Source organism: Aeromonas sp. RU39B (genome assembly GCF_900156095.1).
GTDB lineage: Bacteria > Pseudomonadota > Gammaproteobacteria > Enterobacterales > Aeromonadaceae > Aeromonas.
This window is the reverse complement of record NZ_FTMJ01000018.1, coordinates 1-20,997: the sequence shown is the minus strand read 5'-3', so window position 1 is coordinate 20,997 and position 20,997 is coordinate 1. Positions and strand designations below refer to the sequence as shown.

Sequence of the window (20,997 nt, the reverse complement as noted above, 5' to 3'; positions counted from 1 at the left end):
TTACAGGTCCTTGCATTTTTAGCTTTTTGCATGAAAACACATTACACCAACGATAATATGATGCGCATGTGGATGCCCATATTTTTTTCATATTCCTGATCAATTTACGCTTCATTTTTAGACCCTAGTTTAACATCCCGCGGATTTTCGTATAACACCAGGGAATAGATAGATCCGATTAGAATTGAAAAAACATATTTACCAGTATCATAAGTCAAATATGACTCAAAATTATTTGCAATGATGAAATAAACACAGAATGCCACTCCTAACAGCATAAAATCGCCATCTTGTCCATCAATACGCTTATAGAAGCGAGTTATTAATACGATAAACATAGCGATGACCGACGACAAACCAAGCAATCCAAATGAAAGAGTGACCTCAATGAAATAATTATGGAGATGACCAAAATCATGCTTAACCCAATCAGGAAGAATGGTTGAGTTCTTAATGACCTCTTTCCTAGCCTTCTCTCCCCAGCCAGTTATAGGTCGCTTTTCAAATGCGGACAACGCCTCTAGCCAAGTATTCAATCTAACACCGATGCTCGTATAGGGAATATCCTTACTACCCCCCTCAATAACACCAGAAACTACATCTGATTCAGCGTTAACTCTATGTTCGAGAATCCCGCTTGAAAAAAAACCACCCACTATGGCAATAGTTAATAATGATGAAATAAATACAAGCCGTGATTTTTTATCACTAAGCTTAAATGTCAAATATAGAACAACGAACGTACCGATACTGAATAATAGTGCCAGATAGATAGCTCTAGTCTGTGTAATCACACAACCAGAAAAAGAGAAAATGAGTAGCGTTGTAAACACCAATACATTTACTACTTTACTCTTGGTCATTGACAGTATCTGTCTATATAAGCAACATGCGCTTATCAATAAAGAACCAAATATCATCGAAGTATGCTGTGCATTTCTAACAGCAAAGTCAACGCGGGAACCAGAGAATCCCAACAACCATTGAGAATGCATTCCACCTTTTAAAATGGTAAGATATCCATATTGCACCACAGCGACTAGAAATGCTCCATACAAGATATACTTATTGGCTTTTACAATATGTGCTACAGCAACAAACACGAATATGCTTCCAATAAAACTCAGGTTAAATGGATTCGAGAAGTAGCCATTCCCCAACTGCTTACCAACTAACCATGTTAAACTTTGGGATAACAGGGCCAATAACAGACACCAACATATCGGATCATGCAGCAGTTTCTTTGCCTGTTGTTCTAAACATAGTGAGACCAGCGTAATAATTATTATCCATCGCTGCAACAGACTCTGCTCATGAGATAATGGACCAAGCGCAACATAGATGAAAAATAAAATTATTGCTATCCATCTTAATGACATTTTACAAACATCAAAAATAGAAGCTGAAAAGCCATGATAATTTTTATTATTTTCATTCATATCGATTACTCTTAAATTGCTTCCAACTCCAGATCGGCATAAAGAGACACTCCGCAGGAGAAAAGCCGGGAACAGCTGCATTCATAAAATACAGGCGAATTCTGTGATATAGTCTAAGCCTAGGGCTCATAAATTCGCCATACTTACTGTAATACTTCGTTAGGCTATCAATTTTTTTCTCACGAGTAGAAATTCTAACGCCACCATGAGACATATCCATGACATAGGTGCCCACATCAATTCTCTGGGCAGGACCAAACTTTAGGATAAGTCGGGTCCAAGCATCATAATCCTGCTGCCGCCTGAGAGTGATATCAAAACCACCAATATCCCTGAGTCGCTGCGTTCTGGTAAATACTTGATTCCCTGCATGATTGGTTTTTAGTATTTTCCCCTTCGTGATCAATAAGGGACCATTTTTATATGCAAGCCTAAATGAATCAGCCTGCTTTATTTTTACGTTATCACATACAAATGAATATGCATCGTTATACGCAGCAAGAAGAATTCTTAACCGCTCAGGAAGGAAATAATCATCGTCATCAAGACCAGTGATAAACTCACCACTAGCTAACTCAATTCCTTGATTACGGCAAGCGTTAGCCCCTCGGTTATGAGCATTCAAAACAGCATGGATACGCTCATCTCTCTCTGCATAGTCAGTGATAACCTTGGGGGAGTTATCTTGAGACCCGTCATCAACAATGATTAGCTCGAAATCTGTCATATCCTGCGATAAAACAGATTCAATCGCACGAGGCAAAAGCTCAGCACGATTGAATGATGTCATGATCACACTGACTTTAGGCATAGAAACTCCAGTTCTCACGAAAACTGATACCAGCTAAGTAAAGATTTAAGATAAAGCCCAATCTCTTTTCTATTCTCCTCTCCCAGCATTTTTTTTGCTGACAGAGATTGATTCAGAAGAGCGGACGCCTTCTCTTGAGACTGTGGTAGACGACGAATATGAGTATCGACCCATACTTTTCTCTCACCGGAAACCAAGATATTGTTCAAATGGAGATCAGAGAAGTAGTATCCAGCCATCGCAACCTTCCCTATGCTCTCGGCCAAGTAGTCAATGATTTCTCTTTTTCCTATACTATCAGTATTTTCGTATACGCTACGTAGCGTCTCTGCTGGATGCAGTAATTCCATCAATAGTAATGAGCCATAAGCATTGAATGGGTTTAGCGCCATCGCTACACCGCGACATTCGATCGTGTCAATGCCCAAACGGCGCATCTCTCGGTTGGAAGACCACTCTCGTAGCGCATCTACTTTTCCAAGGATGCGACGCTCTATAATGTCTCGAGTCAACCAACGCCATGGTTGCTGTGCAGGTCGATACTTATCAATGGCAATTTTGCAGAGGCTAGATGAGGCCGCGTGCCAGAAGAAGCCACTGCTACCCAGTCGCTCAAACTCCTTCATCTGAGGGGTACTAACCAGAATCCATTCACTCTCTGGCAAAGCATTATGCCAAGACCAATACCGTCCAGCTCGACCATTAATAAATACAGAAATGAATCCCACGTAAAAACCTCAGCTAAGACACAAAGAGATTACTTGGGCAGAGACTTATCTGCCCAAGTAATAGCTGTTGAGTACGGCCATATGAGAATCAATAGAAAAGAATGACCGGACACGATGCAGCGCCTGTTCTGCTAATGCTGTAGCCCTCCTGGATGAAGGAAGAACTATCTCTATTTGTGCCGCTATCGAATCAGGTAACAAGGGGTCCGCAAGTAAACCTGCCTCTCCCAATACTTCAGGGATAGCACCGCGAGAAGAACCCACAATCGGTTTTGCCGCAGCCATCGCTTCGATGACTGCCAAACCAAACGCCTCGTTGTGTGATGGAATCACCACCACATCCATGGCTTGCAGCATTCTAGGCGTATCTCTGCGAAATCCAGGCATATGCACCGCATCACTGAGATGACGCTCAGCAATCACTCTCTGCAGTTCGGCAACAAACTGCTCATTGGCACCTTCAGATGCGTGCAATCCACCTACCAGCAACAACTGTAATTGCGGATGATTGGCTTTGAGCAGACAGAATGCCTCAAGCAATTCGCGTTGACCTTTGCCTGGTGTCATACGCCCCACCATTCCGACCACAGGACCCGGGCCAATGCCCAATTCGGCTCTGATACTCTCTGGTGCTTCATCGCAGCGCTGCAATTCGGTGCCTAACCACAACCGCTGTATCTTCTCCGGCGGCAATGGCAACGCGGCACGATTACGTTTTAGTGTCTCATCACTAATGGAGAGCACCATATCGACATGGCCATAAATCCAGCGATGCAACCAATCTTTCTTGGGGCGCTTGGCCCCCATGTGTTCGGTAAAAATCAAACGCAGCGGAGCAAACGACTTCAGCAATGCCAGAAGCAACAGATCGGCTGACTTGTGACTATGCACGACCGTGATACCACGCTCACGAACCCAATGCAGCAAGCGTGGCAACTGCAAGATGGCACGAGTTCGGGAGGGGACAGTCAGGACCTCAATTCCAGCGGCCTGCATATCCTGCGCAATACGGCTTCCCTCCAGCGCCAGCGCATAGACTCTCATCCCGCGCTGACGCTGAGCTGTACCGATCCGAATCGGATACATCTCCAGCCCCCCCCAACCAAGGGAGAGGCAGACATGCAACACGACCGGCGCGCACTCACGGCTGGTCATTATCGATTTAACCAAGTCATATATTCCGCCACACCTTCGGCCACGGTTTTGAACTCACCGTCATAGCCAACACCGCGCAACTTGGTGAGGTCGGCCTGGGTAAAGCTCTGATAACGTCCTTTGAGGTGATCCGGGAAGGGGATGTATTCGATCTGCCCCTTGGCATGATGACGAATAACTGCCTCGGCCACGTTCTGGAACGGCTCGGCACGGCCGGTGCCACAGTTGTAAATGCCGGAGTGTTGCGGGTTTTGCCAGAACCACAGGTTGACCTTGCAGACATCTTCCACATAGACGAAGTCACGCATCTGGCCGCCATTGGGAAAGCCGTCACAGCCTTCAAACAGCTTGGGATTCTCACCCTGCTTCACCTGGGTATTGAGGTGGAAAGCCACCGATGCCATGGAGCCCTTGTGCTGCTCGCGCGGTCCATAGACATTGAAGTACTTCAGGCCAACCACTTGCGAGTTGATTTGCGGCATCCAGCGACGCACGTATTGGTCGAACAACTGCTTGGAGTAACCATAAACGTTCAGCGGTTGCTCGAACTTGGGATCTTCAATGAAGTTGTCATTGCGGCCACCATAAGTCGCTGCCGACGACGCGTAAATGAACGGAATTTCACGCTCGATGCAGTAGTGGAACAGATCCTTGGAGTACTCATAGTTCACTTCCATCACGAACTTGCCATTCCACTCTGTGGTGGCCGAGCAAGCGCCTTCGTGGAAGATCACCTCGATACCATCCCACTCCTCGAACTCGTCGCCGGAGACGATACGCCCCTGGAACTCGTCTTTGTCCATGTAATCGGCAATCGTGAGATCGACCAGATTCACAAACTTGGTGCCGTCGGTGAGATCATCGATCACCACCACATCGGTACGACCTTGTGCGTTCAGCTGTTTGACCAGATTGCTGCCGATAAAACCGGCGCCACCAGTGACTACGATCATGGGGGTTACCCTCTAAAGATGGGCCCACGATGAGACAGGCCACAAAGGCGTGTATAGTGGGCGATTTGAAAATTGCCGAAAAGTTTATCATGTACTCAGTCTCGAGCAGAAACATCTTCCATCTTCACTCCTGCTCCTGCCTGATGTTGAGCTGATACACACCACGTCTTACCGACAGAATCTGCCGGTAACTGACATGAGCACACAATCTGTAGTCCTTGGAGAAGATGAAGCAAATCCTGATCATTTTGCGACGCCTGCAACATGGCGGCATTGAAAAAGCAACGATCAATCTGGCCAACGCCTTGGCAACCCAAGGGCACCAGGTCCATATCTGGGTCCTGCGCGGTCAGGCCATGCAAATGCCAAACTCATCAGTCATCGTGCATGCAGGAGGCGATCTTGAACGTACGGCTCGAAAGGGGTTATCTGGCGCGCTGCTGCATCTCTTGAACCGTACACTGCTGCGTTTCATCTTTCCCGGCTCCGGATTTATCTGGAATGGATGGCTCTCAAGCCGCAGAGCAAAGCAACAGGTGGCTACTTGGGAAGAGGAGTTTGGCCATTTCGACCAGATCATCATTCGAGGGCAAGGCGCATTCGAATTGCTGTGGAACTGGCAAGACTCACGGCTATGGCAGGTGGTCGAGGGCTCGATGATGAAGCTTCGCAGCTACCGCTGGAAGCGCTGGTTTTGCCGCCTGTTGTTTCAAAACAAGCAGGTGGTGTGCGTATCCCATGGTATCGCCTCAATGCTCAGTGGCTTGTTACAAGCGACAGATGTTAAACCAGCCAAGGTTTGCGTCATTCATAACGGGCTGCCGATGGCTGACATAAAGCGGCTGGCAAACACGCCTCTCCCAGTTATGCCAAGCGCCCCCTATCTGGTTCACGTTAGCCGTCTGGTTCCAGTGAAGAATCAAAAGATGCTGCTGGAGGCATTCAAGTTAGCTGGTCTGTCTTGCCAGCTAGTGATTGTTGGTGATGGTAGTGAACGAGCATCACTTGAACAGAAGGTGGCAGAGTTAGGACTCACTGACCGGGTCATCTTTGCCGGACATCAGGATAATCCCTACCCGTGGATGGCCGGAGCAGAGGCGTTTGTTCTCAGCTCACGCTCTGAAGGCTTGGGCATGGTGCTCATAGAATCATTAGTCTGTGGGACTCAGGTTATCGCCACTGATGTCCCGGGGGGCATCCGGGAAATACTAACTGGCGAACAAATGCGTCTGCTCTCTGCGCCGAATGCTGAGGCATTAGCCGACAAGATGCGTGAGGCGATGTCGCATCCGGTTCCGGTAGACGAGACGCTGTTAGCCCGTTTCGATGACATGGCCATGGCCCAACGTTTTGTGGAATTACAAGCACCATGACGCACCATACCTATCCGTTAAAAGCCACTGACTCTTGCCATGTGACACTGGATTCAACCGGTCGCCTGATACTCGAAAAGAGTATTAATGGTGCAGAGATGACGATGTTACTTCGCCTAAACTGCCGTGCTCGCAGCCGCCGCAAGCAGGGTCACGTCAAGATCCATGGTCCCAAACAACAGTGGGTTCAATATATTGAAGCAGGCGAAGAGGGAGAGCGCTGGTTCAATCTGACCGGCATCGTATCGCTGGCAGATTGCCGCCTTGAAGCTGTTGACTGTTCACTGGCCAAGGAAGGGGAGCTTTTTGCCTTTCAGAATCCCGATCTGACCGACGGTCCGATTCTTATTCTCTCTCCACATCCGGACGATGCAGAACTGGCCGCCTATGGTCTCTACAGTGACCACGCCGAGCAAAGCTGGATTATTACCGTCAGTGCTGGTGAGAAATTAAAAACGCTAAAAAAACAGTATATTGATGGTCTAGACACCTCATTGGACGAGGCTGTGTTACGCAAAGGCGATATCCGTGCCTGGAACAGCATCAGTACGCCACGTCTCGCAGGAGTCAATCCTCATCGCCTGTTTTGCCTAGGGTACTTCAATGACATGCTGAGTACCTTAGTCGCGGAGCCAAATCAGATACATCCACACCCATCAGTCCCATCCCTGACACCGTCCCGTTTCCGGCGCTGGAATCCCCATCGCTTGCCCAACGATGCGAATAGTCAGCATAGCGGAGCCCGGCTGATTGCCGATATCAAATCGCTATTGGAGTTGATCAGACCGACGACCGTGCTCGTCACACATCCCGAGCTTGATCCCCATCGAGATCACATCGCGGTTGCCGAAGCTCTGGCTCTGGCAATGCAATTCAGCGGTTTTATTCCGGATCGGGTGCTGCTTTATGCCAATCATCTGCGTCATGGCAAACATTTCCCCTATGGTCCTGAACATAGCCGGGCTACCTTGCCGCCCTGGTTTGATGACCAGTCGCGACTCGGCGACTGGCAGTGTTACAGCCACCCACTAGATATGGAACGCCAGCGGCAGAAAGTGGTCGCATTTGACAGCATGCATGATCTTCAGGCAAATCTGCGGCTGGAAAAACGACTCAAGCGATGGTGGGGTCAGGTCGTGCGCCACAACGGCTTCCATTACTATGGAACCCATGACTATTTTCAAACCCACATCAAAGCCGATGAGGTTTTCTGCTGGGTCACCGGTGACGCATTCCTGCGTGGCATGACCGAACAATCTTAACGTAGCAGGACACCCGTTTTCGTCGGAGAGGACATGAAAACCAGAGACAGGATCATCCACGGGGCCACCGAGCTGTTCAATGAACAGGGGGAGCGCAACGTCACGACCAACCACATTGCGGCGCATCTGGGGATAAGCCCAGGCAACCTCTACTATCACTTCCGCAACAAGGAAGACATCATCCACAGCATCTTCGACCACTATGCCAAGCATCTGGCCGATAGCTTCTCGCCCATCCATGACAAGGAGATCCGCCTTGAGCATCTGATGGGCTATCTGGATGCCATCTTCTATCTGATGTGGCAGTTCCGCTTCTTCTACGCCAATCTGCCCGACATTCTTAGTCGCGATGAGCGGTTGCAGCACAAATATCTCAAGGCGCAGGAGCAGCTTGGCAGTGCCGTGGTGGCGCTGCTCGCCAGTCTGCGTGATGGTGGGGTGCTGGAGGTGGCGGATGAGGATCTGCCAGATCTTGGCCAGACCATCAAGATGGTGGTGACCTTCTGGATTGCCTACCAGATTGCCCAGGCACCGGGCACCCGCGTGACCAAGGCATTGCTCTACAAGGGCATCTTGCGCATTCTGTTTCTGCTACGCCCTTACCTGCGCGCCGGCATGCGTAGCCAGATCGAGAGCCTGGAAGCGCACTACCGCGCACTGGCCGGGTGATCCCTTTCACATTTGTTGATTTTGATTAACACAAGTTGAAAACAACCATCCCAGCGCAGAGTAATATGTTGCCACTTTGCGCTGCACTCCCCACGCATAAGAGGTAAAACAGGATGTCACACGCATTTTATCGCCACCTGGCCGCCGAATTGGAGCAGGTCAAGGCGGACGGTCTCTACAAGAATGAACGGATCATCACCTCGGCCCAGCAAGCCGGTATTCAGGTCGGTGGTCATGAGGTGCTGAATTTCTGCGCCAACAACTACCTGGGTCTGGCCAACCACCCGGCCCTGATTGACGCGGCCAAAGCCGGCCTCGACAGCCACGGTTTCGGTATGGCCTCGGTGCGCTTTATCTGTGGCACCCAGGATCAACACAAGGTGCTGGAGCAGCAGCTCTCTGCCTTCCTCGGCACCGAAGACACCATCCTCTACTCCTCCTGCTTCGATGCCAACGGCGGTCTGTTTGAGACCCTGCTTGGCGCCGAAGATGCCATCATCTCCGATGCGCTTAACCATGCCTCGATCATTGATGGCGTTCGTCTGAGCAAAGCCAAGCGCTACCGCTATGCCAACAATGACATGGCCGACCTTGAGCAGCAGCTCAAACAGGCGACTGCCGATGGCGCCCGCTTCAAGCTGATCGCCACCGATGGCGTGTTTTCCATGGATGGGGTGATTGCCGATCTAAAATCCATCTGCGATCTGGCCGACAAGTATGACGCGCTGGTGATGGTTGATGACTCCCACGCAGTCGGTTTTATCGGTGAAAATGGCCGTGGCACCCACGAATATTGTGATGTGCTGGACCGGGTTGACATCATCACCGGCACGCTGGGCAAAGCCATGGGTGGCGCCTCCGGTGGCTACACCTCCGGCAAGAAAGAGGTGATCGACTGGCTGCGTCAGCGCTCGCGTCCCTACCTCTTTTCCAACTCGCTGGCGCCGTCCATCGTCGCCGCCACCATCAAGGTGCTTGAGCTGCTGGCCGAAGGCGGTGCTCTGCGCAAGCAACTGCAAGAGAACAGTCGTTATTTCCGTGAGCGCATGAGCGCCGCCGGATTCACCCTGGCTGGCGCCGATCACGCCATCATCCCGGTCATGCTGGGCGATGCCAAGCTGGCCGCCGAAATGGCGAGCCGCATGCTGGCCGAAGGCATCTACGTGGTCGGTTTCTCTTTCCCGGTTGTGCCTAAAGGCCAGGCCCGTATCCGTACCCAGATGTCGGCGGCGCACACCCGCGAGCAGCTCGATCGCGCCATCGATGCGTTTATCCGCATCGGTCGCGAACTGGGCGTGATCTGATGATAACGGGGGCGAAAGCGCCCCCTTTTTTGACCCTCTCCTGAAGGAACTCTCATGAAAGCGCTCTCCAAGCTGAACGCCGAGAAAGGCATCTGGATGACCGATGTACCCATGCCCGAGCTGGGTCATAACGATCTGCTGATCAAGATCCGCAAGACCGCCATCTGCGGCACCGACATGCACATCTATAACTGGGACGAATGGTCACAAAAAACCATTCCGGTCCCCATGGTGGTCGGTCATGAATACGCCGGTGAAGTCGTCGCCATCGGTCAGGAAGTGCGTGGTTTTGCCATCGGCGACCGCGTATCGGGCGAAGGGCACATCACCTGTGGCCACTGCCGTAACTGCCGTGCCGGTCGTACCCACCTGTGCCGCAACACGGTCGGCGTTGGCGTTAATCGCCCCGGCTGCTTTGCCGAATATCTGGTGATCCCGGCGTTTAACGCCTTCAAGCTGCCGGACAATATCTCCGACGATCTGGCGGCCATCTTCGACCCGTTTGGTAATGCAGTACACACTGCACTCTCCTTCGATCTGGTGGGTGAAGACGTGCTTATCACCGGCGCAGGTCCGATCGGCATCATGGCAGCTGCCGTCTGCCGCCATGTGGGTGCCCGCCATGTGGTGATCACCGACGTGAACGAATACCGTCTCGAGCTGGCGCGCAAGATGGGCGCAACTCGCGCCGTTAACGTCGCCAAAGAGAAGCTTAGTGATGTGATGAACGAGCTCGGCATGAACGAAGGCTTCGACGTGGGCCTCGAGATGTCGGGTGTACCGAGCGCCTTCCAGGAGATGCTCGACAAGATGAACCACGGCGGCAAAATTGCCATGCTCGGCATCCCGCCCTCGACCATGGCGATCGACTGGAACAAGGTGATCTTTAAGGGGCTGTTTATCAAGGGTATCTACGGCCGCGAAATGTTCGAGACCTGGTACAAGATGGCCAGCCTGATCCAATCCGGCCTGGATCTCTCCCCCATTATCACCCACCGCTTCCACATTGATGACTTCCAGCAAGGCTTCGAAGCCATGGGTTCCGGTCACTCGGGCAAAGTGGTATTGAGCTGGGATTAAGCCAGGCAAGACAACCGTGAAAAGGGGCCGAGATTCGGCCCCTTTTTTTAGCTGAATGATTATCGCAGACGGAAACGAGCGACGATATCGCGCAGGGTATGGTAGCTCTGCTGCATACCACCAGCGGTGGACGCCATTTCCTGGCCATTCCCTTCCAACTGGGTCACCACATCAGCAATCGCATGCATGTTGCGGCTAATCTCGTCCGCAACCAGACTCTGCTGCTCGGCCGCCGTAGCAATCTGGCTCACCAGATCGTTGCTACGGATCACCGCATCAATCACCTCGTCGAGCGAACCATGCACGCGGGAGGTCTTGTCGGCAGTGGCGATACAGCTCTCCTTGGTACCCTCCATCGCAGCGGCCACGGTCTGGCTGCCGCGCTGCAGGCGCTCAAGCATCTCGCGGATTTCGGCGGTGCTCTGCTGAGTGCGGCCAGCGAGGGCGCGCACTTCATCCGCAACCACCGCAAAACCACGCCCCTGCTCGCCCGCGCGCGCCGCTTCGATAGCGGCGTTCAACGCCAGCAGGTTGGTCTGCTCGGCAATCCCGCCGATCACCCCCAGCACGGCACCAATCTGATCCACATCTTTTTGCATCAGCTGGATAGAAGACGCGGTCTCCTCCACTTCGCCCACCAGTGCATTGACGCTGGCCATGGCGCTATCGACCACTTTGCGAGACTGGGCCGCCAGTTCACGGCTCTGACCGGCCAACTGGGCTGTTGCCGAGGCGTTCTCGGCCACCGAGCCCGCAGCCGAACTCATCTCTGCGATGGCGGTGACCACCTGATTGGTTTCGCCCGCGTGCTGCTCGAGCAGCGACTGGGCGGCCCGGCTCTGGGTGGCCAACGATTCGATGCCGCCATTGAGCCGCTCGGCAGACTCCTGCACTTCCAGCATCATGCTCTGCAGGTTGCCGATAAAGTTGTTGATGCCGCCGGACATCTGGCCAAGGTCATCACGGCTGGAAACGGTCAAACGACGTGTCAGGTCACCGTTACCTCGGGAGAGGTCTTGCACCACATCGCGCAGGAGCAGGATTGGACGGTAGGCAAAGCTCAGCGCAGCAAACGCCAGCACCAACACCACAGCGCCCACCATGAGCAGCGCCAGCGTGATCTCGCCGTTCAGATCGCGGGTCATCTGCTTGATGTAGTCATGATCGACAAACCCGGTGAGCGTCCAGCCCGAGCCGGCGATATCCAGTGGATAAGGCTTGGCATCAGACTCGCCTGCCGGTTTCTGGCTGATGAGAATATTGCCGGCCGCATCCTTGAGTTCGAATGATTTTCCCTCACCGGCCGCCTGCTCTAGCAGTTGTTTGGTGGGGGTCATGTCCAGGTAGTAGATATAGGCAGAGTCAGAACCACGCGGCACCAAAATGGCCACCATGGGCTTGCCATCAATGGTCTGCAGTGGGCTCACCGTGACCTTGCCAGCAGCGGCGGCGGCCACGGCCTTGAGATCGGCAACCCGCTTGGCATCATCAATCACGCCACTACCATCAAAGGCCATGTCACTGATGATTTTGACGATGTTGTAAAAGCCGGTCTGTTCGAGGGTTTTCTTGACGTTGGTGACGCCGAAGTTGAGGTTACCGGCCAAAATGATCTTCTGATTGAAGTCACCCGCCAGCTTCTCTCTGACCAGAGTCACCTGACTATCGATATTTTGCTGGGCCTGATTTTCGATATAACCACTGATGAAGTGGTTCACACTGAGGTACGAGGTCGCCACGGTGATCAGGATAGCCAGTAGCAACAACACGCGGATCTTCGCCTTGAACGACATACCTACTCCTTGTAACGACACGGGAGCCGCAAGAACGGCTCCCGTTTAAGGTCCAGACCGATTGCGATCCTTACTTCTTCTTGGCGTACTTCATCGAATCCAGCGCAACCGCCAGAATGATGATGGCGCCCTTGATGATGAACTGCCAGTAGGGGCTGACACCAATATAGGTCAAGCCGTAGTTGATCAGGGTGAAGATGATCACACCGGTGACAACACCAGCGACCGTACCCACACCACCGGCAAACGAGACACCACCCACCACGCACGCGGCGATGGCGTCGAGTTCATACATGAAACCGAGGTTGTTGGTAGCACTACCGATACGACCGGCTTCCAGCATCCCACCGAAAGCATAGAACACGCCAGAGAGGGCATAGATGGCGACCAGGTTGAGCGGTACGTTTACACCGGATACCTTGGCGGCTTCAGGGTTACCACCGATGGCGAAGATGTTCTTGCCAAAGCGGGTCTTGTTCCACAGGATCCATACCAGCCCGATAGCAATCACCGCATAGAAGGTGATGTACGATAGCTTGAACCCTCCCAGCCGTATGAAGCCTTGGGTAAAGGTCGAGAAGCGCGCATCAAAACCGGCAATCGGCGATGCCCCCACGAAGTCATAGTAGAGGGAGTTGATCCCGTAAACGATGATCATGGTACCCAGGGTGGTGATGAAGGGAGTGACGTTCAGGTAAGCCACGATCAGGCCGTTGATGAGACCAATCAGGGCGCCGATGGCACACACAATCAGGATCACGACCGGAATCGGAATTTCACCCAGGGTCGGGAACACCTTGTTGACGTTGGAGAGCGACTGCAGCAGGGTCGCGGCAATCACTGCAGCCAGACCCACCTGGCGACCAGCCGACAGATCAGTACCCTGGGTCACAATCAGACCGGCGACACCGAGTGCGATGATAATCCGCACCGACGACTGGGTCAGGATGTTACTGAAGTTGGTGAGGCTCAGGAACGACGGCTCCTTCACCACGATAATCACCAGCAGAACCAGCAATACAGCGTAAATGCCACTCTCCTTGAGAGTACGCATCAGGTTGAAATTTTTGACCCACTCCATAAGGATCTTCCCCTGTTACAGATAGAGAGAGGCCAGACGCAGAATCTCACTCTGGTCGGTCTCTTTAGTGTTGACGATACCGGCCACCCGGCCGTTGCTCATAACCAGAATCCGGTCGGTAATCCCCAGCAGCTCAGGCATTTCCGAGGAGATGATGATGATCCCCTTGTCCTTCTTGGCCAGTTCCAGAATCAGCTGATAGATCTCGAACTTGGCGCCCACGTCGATACCGCGGGTCGGCTCGTCGAGCATCAGGATTTCAGGCTGGGTCAGCAGCCAGCGACCGATGATCACCTTCTGCTGGTTACCGCCTGACAGCGAACCAATGCTGGTTTTCTGGCTCGGGGTTTTGACTCGCATGGAGTCGATAACCCACTGGGTGTCGCTCTTCATCTTCTTGTCGCTGAGCAGGCCCAGCTTGTCCTGATACTTGTCCATGTTGGCGATCAGGGAGTTAAAGGAGATATCGAGCTGCGAATAGATACCGGTAGAACGACGCTCTTCAGTCACCAGGGCGAACCCGTTCTGGATCGCTTCGTGCGCACTGTGGTTAAACACTTCCTTGCCATTGAGCAGGACAGTGCCGCCGTTGCGTTCACGGATACCGAACAGGGTTTCGACAATGTCAGTCCGCTTGGCACCGACCAGACCGGCGATACCGAGGACTTCCCCTTTGTGAAGATCGAACGTTACGTTCTGGATAGAGGGCTGGCGCAAGGAGGTCAGATTGCTGACCTGCAGTATGACTTCCTTGGGCTGGTTGGTCTTTTCAGGGAAACGCTGGGTCAGCTCACGACCGACCATCATGCCGATGATCTTGTCCATGGTGAGCCCTTCCAGCGGCTGGGTCGCGATCCACTGACCATCACGCAGGATGGTGATCTCGTCACACAGCTTGAAGATCTCTTCCATCTTGTGGGAGATATAGACGATGCCGCACCCTTTCTCTTTGAGCTTGTTGATGATCCGGAAGAGGTGGTTGACCTCTTTCTCGGTCAGCGACGAGGTGGGTTCGTCCATGATGACGATCTTGGCGTCATAAGAGACAGCTTTGGCAATCTCGATCATCTGCATCTGCGAGACCGAGAGCGTGCCAACTTTGGCTCTGGGATCGATGTCGATCTCCAGATCCTCGAAAATTCGCTTGGTGTCCTGATACATCTTGTCGTGATCGACAAACAGGCCCTTGGTCGGGTAACGACCAAGCCACACGTTGTCCATCACGGAGCGCTGCAGCACCTGGTTAAGCTCCTGGTGCACCATGGAAATGCCGTTATCGAGCGCTTCCTTGGAGGAGCGGAAGTTTACTTCCCTGCCCAGGAAGACAATCTGACCACTGTCCTTCTCATAGATACCAAACAGGCACTTAAGAAGCGTGGACTTGCCGGCACCGTTCTCGCCCATGAGTGCGTGAACGGAGTGGGGACGAACCCGCAGGTTGACGTTATCGAGAGCTTTGACACCAGGAAATTCCTTGTTGATGCCAACCATCTCGAGCAGCCATTCCGATTGATTTGCTGTTGTTGTCATAGCAGCCAACTACTCGCTGGAGCGCAGTGATACATGGGGGGAGGAGACTCCCCCCACGGTTCCTACTACTGGGTAATGGGATTACTTGAATTGAGCCAGGTTTTCTTTGTCGACGCCGACGTACGGAACGCGGACTACCTTGTCGACAATCTTCCAGCTGGTGCCTTCACCGGCAGCCTTGCCTTCGGCCAGGTTCTTGGCCAGATCGAAGGTAGCCTTAGCCTGGTTGTTGGCATCGTTCAGAACGGTACCCGCCATGGCGCCACTGCCAACCAGAGCCAGCGCTTCCGGCAGAGCGTCAACACCGAATACCGGGATGCTGGTCTTGCCGGCAGCCTTCAGAGATTCGATGGCACCCATTGCCATGGCGTCGTTGTTGGCGATAACCACTTCAATCTTGTTGGCGTTCGGACCGGCGATCCAGGCGTCCATCTTGTCCTTGGCCATAGCGGTATCCCACATGCCGGTGTCGAGGTGGAGTTGCTGGGTCTTCAGGCCGCCGTCATTGAGGGTCTTGATGACGTAGGTGGTACGTGCTTCGGCATCCGGGTGGCCCGGTTCGCCCTTGAGCAGTACGAACTGGACTTGACCGTCCTTGTTCAGATCCCACTCGGGGTGAGCCTTCCAGTGCTTGGCAATCAGCTGACCCTGGATGATACCGGACTCTTTGGAGTCAGTACCGACGTAGAAGGCCTTGTCATAGCTGGCAAGATCTTTGGCACTCGGTTCCTTGTTGTAGAACACTACCGGAATCTCGTCGACACGGGCCTTTTCGATAACAACCGAAGCGGCAGCCGGGTCAACCAGGTTGATGGCCAGAGCCTTCACGCCTTTGGCGATCAGAACGTCGATCTGGTCGTTCTGTTTGGACTGGTCATTCTGGGAGTCGTTCATCAGCAGCTTCACGTCCGGGTATGCGGAAGCTTCCTTCTCGATGGCCTTGCGAACGACCGACATGAAGTTGTCGTCGTACTTGTACACGGTGAAGCCAAGAGTGGTTTCAGCCAGTGCAGCAGAGGCGGTGGTCATCCCCATCAGAAGGGCAGCGACAGCAGTCAGTTTCTTCATTGTGTGCTCCGATGTGTCTATCTGGTTTGTAGGGTGGCAAGCCAAAACAGCAAGCGCCTGTTAATGTAATCAGCTTGTTGACGTTTCTTCTGTGATCCTGACTACAAAATGAAAACGATTACACTCTGTTACATTCAAAAAAATCTACATAATTCATAATTTTGCAGAAAAAGGCACAGATCTTGCCGCCTTCTGGCAAGCTCACCACCCCGCCCCGCGTTGTTCAAGTGTTGCGATATCCTGTCATCACGCCAGGGTGCACCCCCAGCGATAGCGTCGTGCCATCAACTGGAACTCGGGGCGAACGCTTTGACTCCATGAGTCATCACCACCAATCCCCATGTGTGCCCCATCGAGACAGAGCCAGACCCCACCTTTGGCCACCAGATCGGTCTGGTGACGTGCCGCTGCCAGTTGCTGTTGGCTATAGCGGCTGACACTGAAATGGAAGTCACCGCAGAAGGATAGACCGCCCAGTGACAGATGGCGGGTATCACACCGCAATCCGTTGTCAGTCGGGAACACATAAGGGGTATGCATCGCATCCAGCGGCAGCTGCCAGCGGCCAAAGTCGGCACTCAGGCAGCGGTCCGGATAGTTCTCATGTGGGCCACGCCCCAGCCATTGCACCTGTTCCGGCTGCATGGCCAAGTGCATCAGCAGACCGATTCGAGGCAGCGAGGGCAGGTTGTCAGCCAGCACCACATCGATATCCAGCGTCATGGCACCGTCAGCGGCGAAGATGTGTCGCCAGAGCGTAGTGACCTGAAGCCGGTCACCGTGGAAATAGCCGTGGCGCACCTGAATTTCCCGCTCACCCACTTCAATACCGAGGCAGCGGTGTTGCCAGCGCTCCAGGCCACACTCCTGCCAGCGGGCAATCCAGGAGTTGGGATCGGCATGATCCGCTTCGCTGGTGCCGATATCGTTATCAAGCGGGGCGCGGTAGAAGTGATCTGCCACCGGAGCCATCAGTTGCTCATGACCGGCCAGCAACCAGTGCTGAATGCGACCACTCTCGCCCTGAATAAACCACTGATGCCGGCTGCCACGAACCCACCACCCTTCAGCGACAGCGTCAATAGTGGCTCCGCCCTGTGTTTGCTTGGGCTGCGCCAGCTCGGCCGCCAGACGGAATTGTTGACGAGCAACCTCATGGCCGGCCACCGACCAGGCAGTTGCCTGCAGCTGAACAATCGCCACATCCAGCCAGACCAAGGCGCCCGGCGCGGCAGCTGGCCACTCACCCAGCGTCAGATCGACCGATTGCAGCGGCGCCAGTTCAAGGGACATCTCTCCACCACACAGCACCTTGCCACCTTCACGCACCCACCATTGCAAGCGTTCGTTGTTGGTCGCGCGGAAACGGTGCTCGCTCTCAACCCGGATCTGCAGCGGTTGAGTAGCCAGCAGCGAGAAACGGAACGGCTGCTGCGCACGTTTAGCTTCCAGCAGAGATGGATGCGGGGTGCGATCCGGGAAGACCAGTCCGTTACAACAGAACTGACGATCGTTTTGCACATCGCCAAAGTCTCCGCCGTAACCCCAGTAGTGGCGACCGTCGTCGGTAAGTTTGTCGAGACCCTGATCGACCCAGTCCCAGACAAAGCCGCCTTGCAAGCGGGGATAATCACGAAATGCCTGCCAGTAGTGGGCAAATCCGCCAAAACTGTTGCCCATGGCATGGGCGTATTCGCACAGGATCAGCGGACGGGTTTCACCCGGCATGCCGATCCATTTTTTCAGCGACCACTTGGGCACAGCCGGAAACGGCTGATCTTCATCGGTACGGGCATACATGGGGCAGACAATGTCGGTGGCCGGGGTATTGGCCCCACCGCCTTCATATTGTACCGGGCGGCTCGGATCGCGACGTTTGATCCATTGATACATGGCATCGTGCGCCGCACCGTAGCCCGACTCATTACCCAGTGACCAGATGATGATCGACGGGTGATTGAAATCACGCGCCACCATGCGAGCGGCGCGCTCGACGAATGCGCCCAGCCACATCGGATCATCCGACAGACGGCGCATCGGGATCATGCCGTGGGTTTCAATGTTGGCCTCATCCACCACATAGATGCCGAGACGATCGCACAGGCGGTAGAGCTCGGGGTGGTTGGGGTAGTGCGAGCAGCGTACCGCATTGAAATTGTGCTGCTTCATCAGCAGCAGATCCTGCTCGATGCGCTCGCGGCTCACGGCATAACCATGGGCCGGATCAAACTCGTGACGGTTGACGCCGCGGATCAGCAGCGGCTGGCCATTGAGGCGCAGCTGCCCTTCATGAATATCGATACGGCGGAAACCGACATCAAAAGCCTCGACCTCGATGACGCGGCCTTGTTCATCCAGCAGCGCCACAGTCAGGCGATAGAGATTCGGCTCCTCGCCACTCCACTTGGCCGGAGCCGCCACCGCCAGCTGCATCAGGGTGCGCTCTTGGTAACGTCCCTTTTCATCGATGATGTCGGAGCCCACCGCCATCTGATGAGTCAGTACACACTCACCATCGCGTTGCAGCGTCACCCGCAACGATAACCCGGCACCTACAGAGGTATCGACCATCACCTGCAGCAGACCATCGCGGAAGCACTCATCGAGTGTGGCGGTCACTTGCACGTCACTGATGTGGCGAGTCGGTTTGTGCAGCAGTTGCACCGAGCGGAAAATGCCCGACAGCCACCACATGTCCTGATCTTCAAGGTAGGTGCCATCTGACCAGCGCAGCACCAACACCGCCAAGCGGTTGCCGGTCGGTTGCAGGTGGTCGGTCAGGTCAAATTCGGCCGACAGCCGGCTGTCCTGAGAGTAACCGACCCAATGACCGTTGCAGAAAAGATGAAATGCGCTGCTGACGCCATTGAAAATAATGCGGGTCTGACCCTCTGCCAGCCACTGTGCAGGTACGTCCACATAACGGGAGTAGCAACCGGTCGGATTTTCATCCGGCACACGCGGTGGATTGCAGGGGAAGGGGTACTTGATATTGGTATAGATGGGGCCGTCGGTTTCCGGCTTGTCGCCGGGATAGGCACTGACCAGCTGCCAGTTGCCCGGCACACGAATGGCGACCGCTTCGGGCAGTTCGCCAGCGAGCCAGCCCTCAGGCACGGCTTGCGGACGGTCAAACCAGGAGAAAAACCATTCACCATCCAGCGACAGATTGTGCTCTGACGGCAGATCCGCAGAGGCTGACGCCTCATCACGCCAACTGGATTGCGGGGTGTGGGCAGCCAGACGATTGAGTGAAGTGACAGACTGGGTTTGCCAATCACTTCTGGCCACGATCTCCTTCAACATCCTTCATTCTCCTTCTCAGGCTGAAGAATGAGTGTAGGAGGATGCGACATTACCTGTCGGAGATCCATGTCACAGCAATGTAAACGATTACAGTGTTTGCTAGAAGTAAATCACAGTTAAAACTAAGTAAAATTTTTACTTCATGATTTTCGTGCAGAAGAGGACTGGCGAACGACTAGGGTCGGGGTATAGAGACGACTGCCTACGTCCACCGTCGGGACACCGGAAGCCAGTTGCAAAGCTAAACGTGCCGCTTGGGCTGCCATCAGCTCAATGGGGTAGCGTAAAGTAGTCAATTTGGGGCGTAAATAGCGGGCATACACCAGATCATCGAACCCCACAACAGAGACATCTTCAGGCACGCGTAAGCCATTATCAGCCAGTACTGATAGCGCGCCAGCGGCCATAGCATCGTTATAGGTCACAATTGCACTCACCGGAAGCCCCTTAGCCAGCAGGTTGAGCATCGCCTGCTCGCCACCAGCCTCACTAGGCGCCCCCCATTCGATCCACTCCTCACTCGGCGTCAAACCAGCCTCATGCAATGCGCTATACCATCCGTCACGACGAAGAGTGGCATCTTCAATGGCATGGTCGGAACATAGAAAGGCTATCTGCCGATGCCCAAGATCCAATAGGTGGCGGACTGCCGTTGCCGTTCCTAAGCGATTATTCAGTGCAATACAACGTCCAGCTAATTCAGGAATGTCACGATTAATCAGTACCATACCAGGAACTTGGGCGGCGTAGTCCATCAACTCCTGATCCGATAACGCCTTGCTATGAACAACCAGCGCCTCGCAGCGTTTTCCAATCAGAAGTTCGATAGCTTCCCGCTCTTGCCGCGCCTTGTGAAAACCATTACCCATCAACAAGTGCATCCCCTGCTCGACCGCCACCGCACTAACCCCTCGCACCAGCGTGCCGAAGAAGGGATCGGCCACGTCATTGACCATCACCCCCATGGTGTCGCAGGTTTGGTTAACCAGAGCCCGAGCATTGGCGTTAGGGGTATAACCCAATTCCGCCATGGCTTTACGCACAACCTCACGGGATGCCGCACTCGCCTTGGGGGAATTGTTCATTACCCGGGACACAGTGGCTACCGAGACATTGGCCAAACGGGCGACATCCTTGATGGTGCTCATGCTGTTTCACTTGTTTTCACAGAATTTGTCGCAACATTATATCTCCGAAGCGGCTAATTCCCAGCCATAACAGGATTTATCTGCTTATTTGCCTTAACGATAAAATATGTAAACGTTTACACTTTTTTTGCTGCCTAGGTCACGGTTTCTTGATAGTTCAGCGTCTAGACTCTTGTCTGCATGACAGGAGGTAATCATGAAGATTCTGGTCACCGGCGGGTGCGGCTATATCGGCAGTCACACCACGCTGGCGCTGATGGCCGCTGGCCACGAGCCGGTGCTGCTCGACAACCTTTG

At 53.6% G+C, this 20,997-nt stretch carries 17 protein-coding genes; 6 read left to right on the top strand and 11 right to left on the bottom strand.

What is annotated here, in order from left to right:
- Positions 1–104 precede the first annotated feature (104 nt).
- From BW958_RS20225 to rfaD, 5 genes are all read right to left on the bottom strand, one after another.
- Positions 105–1,439 (bottom strand): O-antigen ligase family protein, encoded by a 1,335-nt coding sequence (locus BW958_RS20225; RefSeq protein WP_179078883.1) that lies wholly within the window; start codon positions 1,437–1,439, stop codon positions 105–107.
- A complete protein-coding gene (locus BW958_RS18740) occupies positions 1,432–2,250 on the bottom strand; it encodes a glycosyltransferase (protein ID WP_076577436.1) in 819 nt (272 codons plus the stop codon). Before BW958_RS18740 ends, BW958_RS20225 begins: the two co-directional genes overlap by 8 nt.
- A 14-nt stretch (positions 2,251–2,264) precedes the next feature.
- Positions 2,265–2,978: a lipopolysaccharide kinase InaA family protein gene (locus BW958_RS18735; protein ID WP_143233152.1), complete on the bottom strand. Its 714-nt coding sequence runs from the start codon at positions 2,976–2,978 to the stop codon at positions 2,265–2,267.
- 45 nt (positions 2,979–3,023) lie between these two features.
- A complete protein-coding gene (locus BW958_RS18730; RefSeq protein WP_372630114.1) occupies positions 3,024–4,022 on the bottom strand; it encodes a glycosyltransferase family 4 protein in 999 nt (332 codons plus the stop codon).
- 110 nt (positions 4,023–4,132) lie between these two features.
- Positions 4,133–5,086, bottom strand: coding sequence for an ADP-glyceromanno-heptose 6-epimerase (rfaD, locus tag BW958_RS18725; protein WP_076577434.1), 954 nt, complete (start codon positions 5,084–5,086; stop codon positions 4,133–4,135).
- A 227-nt stretch (positions 5,087–5,313) separates the two neighbouring features.
- Between rfaD and BW958_RS18720 the strand changes: the two genes are divergently transcribed.
- The 5 genes from BW958_RS18720 to tdh all read left to right on the top strand — a co-directional run bounded on the left by BW958_RS18720 (position 5,314) and on the right by tdh (position 10,774).
- Positions 5,314–6,459 carry a glycosyltransferase gene (locus BW958_RS18720; RefSeq protein ID WP_076577433.1) on the top strand — a complete coding sequence of 382 codons (1,146 nt, stop codon included), beginning with the start codon at positions 5,314–5,316 and terminating at the stop codon, positions 6,457–6,459.
- Positions 6,456–7,721, top strand: coding sequence for a PIG-L deacetylase family protein (locus BW958_RS18715; protein ID WP_076577432.1), 1,266 nt, complete (start codon positions 6,456–6,458; stop codon positions 7,719–7,721). The genes BW958_RS18720 and BW958_RS18715 overlap by 4 nt, the downstream gene beginning before the upstream one ends.
- Positions 7,722–7,754: 33 nt before the next feature.
- Positions 7,755–8,390 carry a TetR/AcrR family transcriptional regulator gene (locus BW958_RS18710; RefSeq protein ID WP_076577431.1) on the top strand — a complete coding sequence of 212 codons (636 nt, stop codon included), beginning with the start codon at positions 7,755–7,757 and terminating at the stop codon, positions 8,388–8,390.
- Positions 8,391–8,503: 113 nt separating this feature from the next.
- Positions 8,504–9,694, top strand: a complete 1,191-nt coding sequence (locus tag BW958_RS18705) for a glycine C-acetyltransferase (RefSeq protein WP_076577430.1) — start codon at positions 8,504–8,506, stop codon at positions 9,692–9,694.
- A 54-nt stretch (positions 9,695–9,748) separates the two neighbouring features.
- The gene (gene tdh, locus BW958_RS18700; RefSeq protein WP_076577429.1) at positions 9,749–10,774 is read left to right on the top strand and encodes an L-threonine 3-dehydrogenase; all 1,026 of its coding nucleotides are present in this window, start codon (positions 9,749–9,751) and stop codon (positions 10,772–10,774) included.
- A gap of 59 nt (positions 10,775–10,833) precedes the next feature.
- On the opposite strand, the gene BW958_RS18695 is transcribed toward tdh, so the two are convergent.
- From BW958_RS18695 to BW958_RS18670, 6 genes are all read right to left on the bottom strand, one after another.
- A complete protein-coding gene (locus BW958_RS18695; protein ID WP_076577428.1) occupies positions 10,834–12,567 on the bottom strand; it encodes a methyl-accepting chemotaxis protein in 1,734 nt (577 codons plus the stop codon).
- Positions 12,568–12,637: 70 nt separating this feature from the next.
- Complete coding sequence (gene mglC / locus BW958_RS18690; RefSeq protein ID WP_076577427.1) at positions 12,638–13,648, bottom strand: galactose/methyl galactoside ABC transporter permease MglC; 1,011 nt, start codon at positions 13,646–13,648, stop codon at positions 12,638–12,640.
- A 15-nt stretch (positions 13,649–13,663) separates the two neighbouring features.
- Positions 13,664–15,178: a galactose/methyl galactoside ABC transporter ATP-binding protein MglA gene (mglA, locus tag BW958_RS18685; protein ID WP_076577426.1), complete on the bottom strand. Its 1,515-nt coding sequence runs from the start codon at positions 15,176–15,178 to the stop codon at positions 13,664–13,666.
- A gap of 81 nt (positions 15,179–15,259) precedes the next feature.
- A complete protein-coding gene (mglB, locus tag BW958_RS18680; RefSeq protein WP_076577425.1) occupies positions 15,260–16,246 on the bottom strand; it encodes a galactose/glucose ABC transporter substrate-binding protein MglB in 987 nt (328 codons plus the stop codon).
- Between the two features lie 246 nt (positions 16,247–16,492).
- Entirely contained in the window at positions 16,493–19,552 is a 3,060-nt protein-coding gene (locus tag BW958_RS18675; protein WP_076577424.1) for a beta-galactosidase, read from the bottom strand.
- Between the two features lie 140 nt (positions 19,553–19,692).
- A complete protein-coding gene (locus BW958_RS18670; RefSeq protein ID WP_076577423.1) occupies positions 19,693–20,700 on the bottom strand; it encodes a substrate-binding domain-containing protein in 1,008 nt (335 codons plus the stop codon).
- Between the two features lie 196 nt (positions 20,701–20,896).
- Between BW958_RS18670 and BW958_RS20425 the strand changes: the two genes are divergently transcribed.
- On the top strand, positions 20,897–20,997 hold a 101-nt coding region (locus BW958_RS20425; protein WP_143233151.1), incomplete at its 3' end, for an NAD-dependent epimerase/dehydratase family protein.